Annotated in this window: 7 protein-coding genes; 4 read left to right on the top strand and 3 right to left on the bottom strand. The window is 41.1% G+C overall.

All coding sequences use genetic code 11. The features are described from left to right. From KZZ04_RS12110 to KZZ04_RS12095, 4 genes are all read left to right on the top strand, one after another. Positions 1-3,393: tandem-95 repeat protein (locus KZZ04_RS12110; protein WP_219422842.1), on the top strand; the 3,393-nt coding region annotated here is incomplete at its 5' end. Further along, on the top strand, positions 3,394-4,227 hold the full coding sequence (locus KZZ04_RS12105; RefSeq protein WP_219422841.1) for an MBL fold metallo-hydrolase: 834 nt from the start codon (positions 3,394-3,396) through the stop codon (positions 4,225-4,227). A gap of 14 nt (positions 4,228-4,241) precedes the next feature. Next, entirely contained in the window at positions 4,242-6,467 is a 2,226-nt protein-coding gene (locus KZZ04_RS12100) for a CHASE2 domain-containing protein (protein WP_219422840.1), read from the top strand. After that, positions 6,439-8,100: an HD family phosphohydrolase gene (locus tag KZZ04_RS12095; protein WP_058404648.1), complete on the top strand. Its 1,662-nt coding sequence runs from the start codon at positions 6,439-6,441 to the stop codon at positions 8,098-8,100. Before KZZ04_RS12100 ends, KZZ04_RS12095 begins: the two co-directional genes overlap by 29 nt. 280 nt (positions 8,101-8,380) lie before the next feature. Here the strand turns inward: KZZ04_RS12095 and KZZ04_RS12090 are convergent, their stop codons facing one another. The 3 genes from KZZ04_RS12090 to hscA all read right to left on the bottom strand — a co-directional run bounded on the left by KZZ04_RS12090 (position 8,381) and on the right by hscA (position 12,200). Further along, positions 8,381-9,808, bottom strand: coding sequence for an NAD-dependent succinate-semialdehyde dehydrogenase (locus KZZ04_RS12090; protein ID WP_219422839.1), 1,428 nt, complete (start codon positions 9,806-9,808; stop codon positions 8,381-8,383). Between the two features lie 179 nt (positions 9,809-9,987). After that, positions 9,988-10,326 carry an ISC system 2Fe-2S type ferredoxin gene (gene fdx, locus KZZ04_RS12085; RefSeq protein ID WP_006791979.1) on the bottom strand — a complete coding sequence of 113 codons (339 nt, stop codon included), beginning with the start codon at positions 10,324-10,326 and terminating at the stop codon, positions 9,988-9,990. Between the two features lie 11 nt (positions 10,327-10,337). Further along, complete coding sequence (gene hscA / locus KZZ04_RS12080; RefSeq protein WP_219422838.1) at positions 10,338-12,200, bottom strand: Fe-S protein assembly chaperone HscA; 1,863 nt, start codon at positions 12,198-12,200, stop codon at positions 10,338-10,340. Between the last annotated feature and the right edge of the window lie 14 nt (positions 12,201-12,214).

Genomic DNA, 12,214 nt, shown 5'->3' with positions numbered 1-12,214 from the left:
ACTTACACTGCAAGTGATAATAATGGTGGCACGGCTAGCAGCACATTAGCCATTACAGTTGCCCCGATAAACGACGCCCCCGCTGCTACCGCCGATACTGCAACCATGGATGAAGATGCAGCGCCTATTTCCATTGATGTACTGGCGAATGATTCAGACGTGGATGGCGACAGCTTAGTAATAAACACTGCGAGTGCTGATATAGGCACGGCAACTATTGTAAACAACCAAATTCAGTACACGCCTGCTGCCAATGCAAACGGCGTTGCAACGGTAACTTACACTACAAGTGATAATAATGGTGGGACGGCTAGCAGCACATTAGCGATTACCATTAACCCAATAAACGACGCCCCCGTTGCTACCGCCGATACTGCAACCATGGATGAAGACGCTGCGCCTATTACTATTGATGTACTGGCAAACGATTCAGACGTGGATGGCGACAGCTTAGTAATAAATACTGCGAGTGCAGATATAGGCACAGCAACTATTGTTAATAACCAAATTCAGTACACGCCAGCGGCTAATGCAAATGGTGTAGCAACAGTGACTTACACTACAAGTGATAACAATGCTGGCACGGCTAGCAGCACATTAGCGATTACCGTCAACCCAGTAAACGATGCACCAGCGGTAGCTGAACAAAGCTTTAGTATTAATGAAGATGCAACTGATTCCGACACAATTGGAACCATTGTTGCCACTGATATTGAAAATCAAGATTTAACCTATGCACTAGCCGGCGGTGATTTTGCTTTATTTAACTTAAATGCATCATCTGGCATTTTAAGCGTGAATGGCGAAACCCCTTTTGACTATGAAACAAAAACTCAATATATATTAAATATTCAAGTAACAGATAACGGCACTCCTAATGAAACCACAACAGTTAATATCACGGTTAATATCCTTGATGTTACCGAGCCGCTAATCCCTGTTGAAGATGCATCATTTGGTCGCCCTGTTTCAGGGCCGCTCGATTTAGGTAGTGTATTTTCAAGCGGGCAATTTAACGACAGCTTAGCGCTTAATAACAACCTATATTTTGTGGGCTTTACCAATAATGCTGATAAAGACATTCTTGTTGTTTCGTACACAAATAACGGCGATGCAAATACCGCGTTTAATAGCACAGGCACCAAAACACTTGATTTAGAGCAAGATGAAGAAGCCACCGCCATTATTTCCGATGGCACCGATTTATTTATTGCCTATTCTAGTTTTGATGGCAGTAATAATGAAGCGTGTGTACTTAAAATGGATCTTGCAGGGACATTAAGAACCGGCTCAGATGATGACGATGAAAGTAGTACCGGCATACAATGTACAACGCTAAACAGTACCACCTTTATTAATGACCTTGAAATTGACGGTAATAAATTACTTGCTGTAGGCAAACACTTTGATGGTACTCAAACCGATAGCCTGTGGGTACATTATAAAACCGACGACTTGTCATTTGAAAACTCTACCCCCGCAATTGTTGATGTAAGTGGCGCTAATCGTGATGATGAAGGCTACGCAGTTAAAAACTTTGAAAACTCAGACTATTTAGTTGTGGGTAGCGTTACCGGTGCTGATGGCACTAAAAACTCGCTAATACGTTATTTAAAAGCAAATGGAGATAACGACGGTAGTTTTAATGGGGGCGATCCGCTTATCATTAACTTATCAAGCGACTTAGGCCAGCTAGGTAACAACAAAGACGATGAGTTATTTGCCATTGGTGGTTTAGCTGATTCTAATTTTACTGCTTTTGCAGGTGGTTATGTAACAAGAAACTCAGGCGAAAAAGATGCGGTTGTGTTAGCCATTGATAAAAATGGCGAGCTAGTAACTAGTTTTGATACCGACGGAATTGCAATTTATAACATTGATGGCAACAGCGGTGCGGGTAATGGCGGCGCTCAAATAACTGGTATTCAGTACGAACCGATTAAAAATGAAATAATGCTCTCGGGCACAACAGGCGTACCTATTTCAGAGCAAATATTCACAGCACGTGTAATAAGCTCAACAGGTGCACTTGATGATAATTACGGTGAATCTGGAATTAACATTCTGGCTGATTTAGATGCTAAGCAAGTTATAAATACAGCATCTATCGACTCTAACGATACCTTGTGGGTAGCTGGCATTAATGACGACACCAACGCTAAACCATTTATTGGAGCTTTAACCGATCAGGCCGCATTATTTACTAATTTCAATAGCACAGGTTATTTAACTCTTGATGAAATAACCGAAGCATCAAACGATCAATCAATAAAACTGATACAACTTAGTAATGGCGCTCAAGCAGGTAAATATATGCTTGCCTCAACAGCCGAAACTAACGGTGTAATAAAATTGGTATTAACACGTTTTACCAGCACAGGAGCAATTGACACAGGCTTTAGTGAAACGGCCCATAAAGAAATTGCCATTGAGTTAAACTCACAACACATTGCGTTAGCTGAATTAAACAATGGCAACTTATTACTTGCTGGTACTAAAAAAACCACCAATGGCTCGCAAGGCTTTGTAGCCAAAGTAGACCAAAACGGCTCCCTCGACACAGCATTTGCAAGCGACGGCATTTATGTAACTAATATTGAAAATACCGAAGCACTTACATTATCAGATTTAGCAATAACCAATAGCAACAATATTGTTGCAGTTGGTACTGCAACGCAATCTGGGAACACACAGTCATTTACAATGATGCTCACAGCGCAAGGAATACTTGCTACAAGCTTTGGCACTGAAGGCGTTTTATTAGGGCTAAACGATGAGTACTTTTCTAAAATTCACATTAATAACAATGAAATTTTTATTGCTGGTAAATTAGTAACAGGTGCTGATTCAGCATTAGTTGCGCTCAAACTTAACTTAACCGGCAATGAGTTATTTAGATACACAGGCACCGATACGCCTAACATTAATAATAAAGTAGCCGGCATACTGACCGACTCATCAGGCGCTATCTATTTAGTGGCAAACCTAGTTGGTACACCTGATAAAGCGAATGTTGTTCGCTTGCTTTCTTCAGGTACGCTAGATACAAGCTTCGCTGAAAATGGCGTTGGCCAATACAGTTTAGCTGCAACCGGCAATACTTTAATTAAAGATGCCAAGCTTGATACCACTAATAAACTTGTATTAGTAGGCGTTGGTAACAACCAAGGCGTCATTGCACGTATAACTGTAAATGGTGAACTTGATAGTGTATTTGGGACTGGTGGCGTTGGTTATTATCAAACCAACCTGTGTACAAACTCACTCACATTTAGCTCCGTTATTTTACAAAGCGATACTCAGGTGGTTGTAAGTAGCATTTGCGATAATGGTAACTCTAATGATGTGAGTGTATCTAAATTTGATTTTTATCCCGATGGAGTTGAGCCATAAATGAAAGTCGAATTATTTGGGGTTAGGGGCTCAATGCCAACACCTGGTAGCGATACACATCGATTTGGTGGCAACACATCTTGCACCTATGTAACACAAAATAATGGCAATGCGCTGATATTAGATTCGGGTACCGGTATAGCAAAACTTGGAGAGAGATTACTCGAACAACAAGGCCCAATCTGTATTTTGCTCACTCATAATCATTGGGATCATATTCAGGGCTTTCCTTTTTTTAAACCGATATATCAACCACATCGCGATATAACTATTGTTGCAGGTGATGTTGACGATAAAAACACTCAACGCGCTATCTTAGAACAAATGAGTGGCTCTTATTTTCCTGTACGCCATCAAGATTTACCTTCAAATATTACGCTCAATACAGAGCTTACGGCACAAACGCAATTTAACCTTAATGGTTTTTCTGTATCTACCGCCCCGCTAAATCATCCTGGTGGCGGAACTGCTTATTGCTTATTTGCTGATGGCGCTAAGGTAGCATATGTAACCGATAACGAACTTAACCCACCTTTGCAAACTACCACAAGTATTAGCGAGTGGACTGCATTTATTGAAGGAGCAGACCTACTAATACATGACGCTCAGCTTATTGATGCTGACTTACCATTAAAACATGGTTGGGGCCATAGCACTATTGACCAAGTTGCACAGCTTGCAATAAACGCAAAAGTTAAAAACATGGTGATAATCAGTCATGATCCTGCAAGAACCGATGAGCAATTAAGCGAAATAGAAAGCTACTTACAAACCAGCTACGGCAACGATGTGTGTATTGAATGTGGTCGAGAGGGGCGCGTTTTTGAATTTTAAATGCCCTAGGAGCTTTGAACATTAGCCTATTAAAAAAAATAACATCAAAGCATTTTTATATTGGTGTATTGATCACATTATTCATAGCATCTATCGAATTTTTTTCAACAGGTGCGGTAGCTAAACTTCTCAACCGAGTTGAGGGGATTATTTACGATTCACGCTTACAGCTAACCCTCGCAGACACACCAAGAAAAGTAAATGAATCTGTAGTTATTATCGACATTGATGAAAAAAGCATGCAAGAACAAGGGCGTTTCCCTTGGAGCCGTTCAAAAGTGGCTGATCTTGTCATTAAATTGACTGACGCTGGTGTCATTGTTATTGCCTTCGATATATTTTTTTCGGAGCCCGAAGTAAACCCGGTCACTAAAATCATGGATGAACTTCCTGGCTTTTCGGCAAAATATGCGACCCCGCTTTCGACAATAAAACAACAAGTAGACGCCGATACAAAATTAGCTAAAGCGCTGGCAAAAAATGATATTACATTGGGGTTTTTATTAATTAACGATGAATTAAGTGATCATAATGCGCCAGCTAAAAGCAGCGTAATTTGGCAAGAAGATGAACACACAAACTCGCAAATTAATGACTACCCTGGCGCTATTATAAATATTGCTAAATTACAAAATGTTGCTGCTGGCCATGGTTTTATTAATGCACATAGTGATGAAGATGGCTTTATAAGAAAAGCAGCATTGGTTAACCGTGTAGGTAATACCCTTTACCCTTCTTTAGCGCTTGAAGCCGCCCGTTTATATACATTAGCCAACACAATAGAAACACGTTCAAATACATCAAATGGCATCACCCTGTTTGAAGGCATTAAGTTTCACAATAAATGGATTCAAACCGATGAATACGGACAAATCCTTATTCCTTATAAAGGCGGCGCTCGCAGCTTTGCGTATTACTCAGCAACCGATGTGCTAACCCAGAAAGTTGGTTTAAAAGAGCTAGAAGGCAGCGTCGCGTTTATTGGCACCTCCGCAGTAGGGTTGGCTGACTTACGCGCTACACCAGTAGGCTTGCAATACCCGGGAGTTGAAGTGCATGCCAATATATTTGAAGGACTAATGAACCCACAGCTACTTCCTTCAAAACCGAGTTGGTCACTTGGCGCCAGTTTGGTCATTATTATTATTACTGGCCTTGCCCTGTCGTTTTTTAGCATTGGTAAAACCGCACGCTTTATTTTGGCACTCTCAATTATTGTTGCAAGCGTTAATGTCGCTATAAATTTTTATTTGTGGTCGGCACAAAAAGTCAGCCTTCCTTTATTTATGACCTTATTACTCACCACTCTTTTAGCCAGCTATTACATTATTATTGGCTCTATTGCTGAAATGAAACACAGCAAAAAAATAAAAACGATGTTTGACCAATACGTGCCACCCGAGCGTATAAATCAGCTTATAGAACAAGGCGGTAATTTAGTTCAAAATAGCGAACGCAGAAACATGACTGTTTTATTTGCCGATATAAGAGGTTTTACGTCACTATCTGAAAGCATGTCGGCTCACCAATTAAGTGAATATTTAAATCAATACCTAAGCGCTATTACCAAAATAATATTCGATAACACTGGCACAATAGACAAATACGTTGGCGATATGGTGATGGCATTTTGGAATGCCCCATTAATAGATAAAGACCACGCCCAACATGGGGTAGAAGCGGCTCTAGCAATGACTGATGGCCTAGCGGAAATTAACTCACAGTTTGCAAAGCAAAACCTTCCAGCAATTAGTATTGGGGTTGGCTTAAGCTCTGGTGATATGAATGTGGGTGACATGGGGTCAATGTACCGTAAAGCGTATACCGTATTAGGGGATGCAGTTAACTTAGGGGCAAGAGTCGAAAGCTTGACCAAGTTTTATGGTGTCGCTATTCTGGTTACCGAAGATACAATGCAGGCATGCTCGGGGATCTCTTTTAGGCTCATTGATAAAGTGCAGGTGGTGGGGAAAACAACTTCAATTGCACTATATGAACCCATAAATTATACGAATAAACTAAGCAAAATACAGCTGAACGAAATAGATAACTCGCTAAAAGCCATCACGCTTTTTCATAATAAAGAATGGGAAAGTGCGCTTAGTTTATTTAAGCAATTAGAAAGTAACGCTGTATTAAACGCAGACGTTTACCGTATTTATATTGAACGAATACAAAGTACAGATATACAAACACTCGCTAAGGATTGGAATGGTGCCTTCATACATACAAAAAAGTAGCAAAAATATGCCACAGCACATTAAAGACAGAACAAACCTTCAGCACTTTATCGATATTAGTATTCGTCTTACTACCGAAAAAGAGCCACAACTGCTGTTGGACGAAATTTTACAAGTTGTGATGTCTATCGCTAATTCAGATGCCGGCAGTATTTATTCGATTACAGAAGAAGATCAGCTTAAGTTTGAAACCGTGATCAACAAGTCACTTAACTTATACTTAGGTGGTGGTTCAGATCGTTTTGTTAGCTTTCCTAATATTAATTTGTATATCGATGGTAAACCAAACCAAAGAGCAATAGTTGCCCATGCCGTTAACTCAGGAAAAGTAATTAATATTCCTGATGTTTACGCAGCACTGCCTTTTGACATGAGCGCCGCGCGTGAAATGGACGCACGCACGGGTTACCGTACGCAATCAATGCTGACTATTCCTTTAAAAGATCACCAAGATGATATTTTAGGGGTTATTCAGTTAATAAACGTGAAAGATGAAAAAAATAATATCATTCCGTTTAGCGAAGAGTTAGTGACGCTAATACGCTCGTTTGCTTCATTAGGGGCTATTGCATTAACTAACTCATCGCTGATTAAAGAGATGGAAGAGTTGTTTTCTACTTTTGCTGAAACCATTGCAATGGCCATAGACGAAAAGTCTCCTCATACCGGTGGGCACTGTAAGCGTGTACCAGCATTAACGCTAATGCTGGCCGATGCAGTGAATGAAATGAGCAAGGGTCCATTAGCGTCATTTTCTATAAGTGACTCAGACCGACACCAACTCGACATCGCAGGCTGGTTACATGACTGTGGAAAAATCGCCACCCCCGATCACATCATGGAAAAAGCGACTAAATTAGAAACTATTTTTGATCGTATTAACTACATAGACGCTAAGTTTGAAATTATTAGCCGAGATCTAAAAATTGCTTATCAAGAACAAATCATCTCAGCAATGAAAAATAACAAGCCCGTAGAGGTGAAGCAACTAGAACGGCTACTCGATACCGAGCTTAAACAAGTTGCACTTGATCGCGCCTTATTACAGCGCATTAATGTGGGTGGGGAATTTTTAGGTGATAAAGAACTTGCCCAAATAGAACGTATTGCAAAACACTACCACTTAGTGATTAATGACAAAAGTACACCATTACTTAACGATGATGAGGTTGAAAACCTGTCAATACGAAGAGGTACGCTTACCGCTGGCGAGCATGATGTCATGAAGCGTCATATGGATGTAACCAAAAATATTTTAGATGCCCTGCCGTTCCCTAAACACTTAAGTAAAGTATCTGAGTATGCATTGGGGCACCACGAAAAACTTGATGGAACGGGTTACCCAAGAGGTCTCACTAAAGAGCAAATGTCGGTGCCTGCACGATTAATGGCAATTACCGATATATTTGAAGCACTTTCAGCGGTAGATAGACCTTATAAAAAAGCTAAGCCAGTGAGCGAGTGCTTATTTATACTCGGTACTATGGTTGAGAAAAACCACCTAGATCCTGATATTTTTGCTGTATTTATCGAATCAGGCGTGTACAAAAATTACATTAGTGAGTATGCAAATCCTGAACAACTTGATGACGTAGATCTGAATAACTTACCTGGATATAAACCAATCCGTTAATGCCCCACTAAAATTAACGACTGTTAAATGGGTAATACTAAACAAAAAAATGCCACCTTACGGTGGCATTTACACACGGGGTTATTTCTACTTATAGAAATCCTTTTACTTTTTATTTGGTTTTTAGTGTTGTTTTATTAACAAAAAATATGTGGCAAAGGTAGCACTTAGTCCTTGCTGTATCAATAGCAAAAAGAAAAGTTCATAGTTTCGCCATATTTTTGTAATAAAAAAACGTTAACGCACTCCATGAACATGAGTGTTATATCGCGACATGCGATTAAATTTTAATACATACGTACTTTTCTTCTAGGTATTCATCTAGCCCTTGATGCCCCCCTTCACGCCCTAAGCCAGACTGTTTTACCCCACCAAACGGAGCAACTGGGTTTGATATAACCCCTTCATTTACGCCTATCATGCCAAATTCAAGTCCTTCACTGATACGGTAAACTTGTTTTAAACTTTGGCTATAAAAATAGGCGGCTAAGCCATAGGGTACGTCGTTAGCAAGCGCAAGTACCTCTGCCTCTTCGTCAAAGGGTATTACTGTTAATACAGGGCCAAATACTTCTTCGTGGTATATGTCCATGGAGGTATTAACGTTAGTAATAATAAGCGGTTTTTGAAAGCTCCCCCCTAAATCGCTGTTATCGCCAATTAAGCTAGCGCCTTTATTTAGCGCGTCCTGAATTAAATCTTGCACTTTTTGCTTAGCTTTTGGGTAAATTAGCGGCCCAATATCCACATTTTCTTCAAAGCCATTGGCTACTTTGAGTGCCGCAACCTTAGGTGTAATTTTCGACAATACTTTATCAATAACGCTACGTTGAATAAAAATACGGTTTGCAGCAACACACGCTTGGCCGCTGTTTCTAAATTTAGCTGCCATAAGCCCCTCAATCGCATCATCAAGATCCGCATTATCAAAAATGATAAACGGGGCATTGCCGCCTAACTCCATTGAGGTACGCTTAACCGTGTCGGCACATTGCTTAAGTAACTGGCTACCAACACCTGTAGAGCCGGTAAAAGTAAACTTGCGGACAATGTGTGAGTCGGTGAGTATTTTACCCACTGTTTTAGCGTCTTGCGATACAAGTACATTAAATGCCCCTTTAACAAAGCCAGCTTGGTCGGCTAGGTATGCTAATGCAATCGCGCATAGCGGCGTATGCTCAGAAGGCTTTAATATAAAACTACAGCCTGCAGCATAAGCAGGCGCTACTTTACGTGTCACCATTGCAACAGGGAAGTTCCAAGGTGTAATGCCAGCTACAACGCCTACAGGTTGCTTAAAACTGGTTAAACGGTGGTTATTGTCGGTAGGTGGGATCACATCGCCATAACTTCGCTTGGCTTCTTCTGCAAACCACTTTATAAACCCTGCACCGTAATCTATTTCGCCCAGCGACTCTTTAAGCGGCTTACCTTGCTCTTTGGTCATTAGTTCAGCTAATGTTTGCTTGTGCTTTATTACCAATTCGTACCAGCGCATAAGCGTTTCACTGCGCTCAGTGGCATTAGTCGTTTTTAATTTTACAAAAGCGCCCTGTGCGGCTGTTATTGCGCTATTTACACCTTGCTCGTCTATATCACTTACTTCAACAATACTTTTTTCGGTAGCGGGATCGTCAACGCTAAAGCATTGGTTAGTTTTATAAAATTCACCATTAATAAACGAGTCACAAAAAATTAGATTACTCAAAATAAACCTCCAAAATTACGTTTTAAGGTGTTAGCTTTTAATGCGTGGCATAGAGCCAAGGCTAACTCTTTACGTCTACAAAATAACATACGAGCTTTACTCGTCACGCCTGCAATTTACAAACAAAAAAGCCGCTGTATTAAACAGCGGCTTTTAATATAATAGTCGTTAATTAAAAACTAGTGCTCTTCATTAACGATATTGAGATTGTACTTAGGTATTTCAACTACTAAGTCCTCATCTCTAATAATTGCTTGGCAACCAAGACGCGACTCAGGCTCTAAGCCCCACGCTTTGTCTAGCATGTCGTCTTCTAGGTCGTCACTTTCGTCCAGTGAATCAAACCCTTCACGAATAACCAAATGACACGTAGTACACGCACACGACTTTTCACATGCGTGTGGAATGCTTATGCCATTTTTAAGCGCCGCGTCGAGTACAGTTTGACCCTCAGGAGCTTCAATTGCAGCGCCGTCAGGACACAATTCAGGATGTGGAAGAAAAACAATTTGTGGCATTCTAATCTCTCTTAAATGTTGTCTACTGACTGACCCGTTAGGGCTTTTTTAATTGATGCATCCATTCTGCGCGATGCAAATTCACTACTAGCATTATCTACTTTTTCGATAGCCGCTTTAATTTCGCTAGGTTGCTGTGCATTTTCGCGCACTTTTACCAGCTCTGCAATTTCAGCTCTTAAATTTGTAAGTTGTGTGTCGTCAAGTAATGCGCCATCGGCATCTAACGAAGCATTTAGTGCTTCAATAACACGAAGAGCTTCAACTTGTTGCTCTTTAAGCATACGCGCTTGCATGTCGTCTTTTGCGTTGCTCATCGACTCTTTTAACATGTTAGCTACCTGATCATCAGATAAACCAAACGACGGTTTAACCTGAATTTCAGCTTGCACACCCGTTGATTTTTCCATAGCTGAAACACTTAATAAGCCATCAGCATCAACTTTAAAGGTTACTCTGATATGTGCAGCACCAGCTGCCATTGGTGGAATACCTTTTAAGCTAAATTTAGCAAGTGAACGACAATCGTCAACCAGCTCACGCTCACCTTGTAATACATGCAAAGACATCGCCGTTTGACCATCTTTAAACGTTGTAAATTCTTGAGCGCGCGCTACCGGAATGGTGGTGTTACGCGGAATAATTTTTTCAACCAAACCGCCCATGGTTTCAAGTCCAAGAGACAGTGGCAGTACATCTAGCAATAACATGTCTGAGTCTGGCTTATTGCCAATGAGCACGTCGGCTTGAAGCGCTGCACCCAATGCAACAACCCTATCTGGGTCAATTGAAGTGAGCGGTTCTTTATCAAAAAAGCTATGTACTTGGCTACGTACCAGTGGCATACGCGTTGACCCGCCAACCATAATAACTTGTAAAACTTCTTCGTTTTCAATGCCAGCATCTTTTACAGCACGACGACACGAACGCAGCGTTTTTTTAACCAGCGGCATCGCCATTTCGTCAAATGTTTCGCGCGTTACTTCTACCGTGTGGTTTTGCCCGTCAAACTCAAGCCCTACATTTACTTTTGCGTACTGGCTTAACGCTTCTTTACAGGCTTTTGCTTTATTAATAAATAAACGTAAAACCGAAGGTGATAACGCCGACACACCCGTTTGCTGCTTAAAGTAATCAACCAGTAGTGAATCAAAATCGTCACCACCTAAACTTGAGTCGCCGCCGGTTGCCATTACTTCAAACACACCTTGGTGTAAACGAAGAACAGAAATATCAAATGTACCACCGCCTAAATCGTAAACAGCAATGATCCCTTCTTGGCCCGAGTCTAAGCCATATGCAACAGCCGCCGCGGTTGGCTCGTTTAACAAACGTAATACGTTAATACCAGCAAGTTCTGCTGCATCTTTAGTACTTTGGCGCTGAGCATCATCAAAATACGCCGGAACGGTAATAACAGCCCCTAAAATTTCTTGATTACCAAAACTTTGTTCTGCACGCGCTTTTAACGCCGCTAAGATGTGGCTTGACGCTTTAACCGGGCTAATTTTTCCGGCCTCTGTTTGAATTGCAAGCGAGCCATTATCTTCACAAAATTCATACGGTAGTTGGCCGTAGCTTTGCTCTATTTCAGCTTGTGTTTTACCTAAAAAACGCTTTACCGAAATAAGCGTATTAGCTGGGTCTTGTGTTGCAGCTTGAGCTGCATCTGAACCCACAGTAATACCACCGGCTTGGTAACGAACAACCGACGGTAGCATCGCAGCCCCTAACTCATCTGTTAAGGTGCGCGCCTCGCCGCTTTGCACGGTAGCCACTAATGAATTAGTCGTGCCAAGGTCAATACCTATGGCTAGTTTATGTTCGTGTGGTGCCGCGCTTTGCCCCGGCTCAGCAATTTGCAATAATGCCATAATGCTCTTTAAAC

It is taken from the genome of Pseudoalteromonas sp. CR1, assembly GCF_019392235.1.
In the GTDB taxonomy this organism is placed as follows: domain Bacteria; phylum Pseudomonadota; class Gammaproteobacteria; order Enterobacterales; family Alteromonadaceae; genus Pseudoalteromonas.
Note: the sequence above shows the minus strand (reverse complement) of the source record. Positions and strands in the feature narration are given on the sequence as shown.

Bases quoted from the DNA above. Each gene is read 5' to 3' on its own strand.
- KZZ04_RS12105 (WP_219422841.1), top strand. From the start codon at position 3,394: ATGAAAGTCGAATTATTTGGGGTTAGGGGCTCAATGCCAACACCTGGT.
- KZZ04_RS12095 (WP_058404648.1), top strand. From the start codon at position 6,439: ATGGTGCCTTCATACATACAAAAAAGTAGCAAAAATATGCCACAGCAC.
- fdx (WP_006791979.1), bottom strand. From the start codon at position 10,326: ATGCCACAAATTGTTTTTCTTCCACATCCTGAATTGTGTCCTGACGGC.
- hscA (WP_219422838.1), bottom strand. From the start codon at position 12,200: ATGGCATTATTGCAAATTGCTGAGCCGGGGCAAAGCGCGGCACCACAC.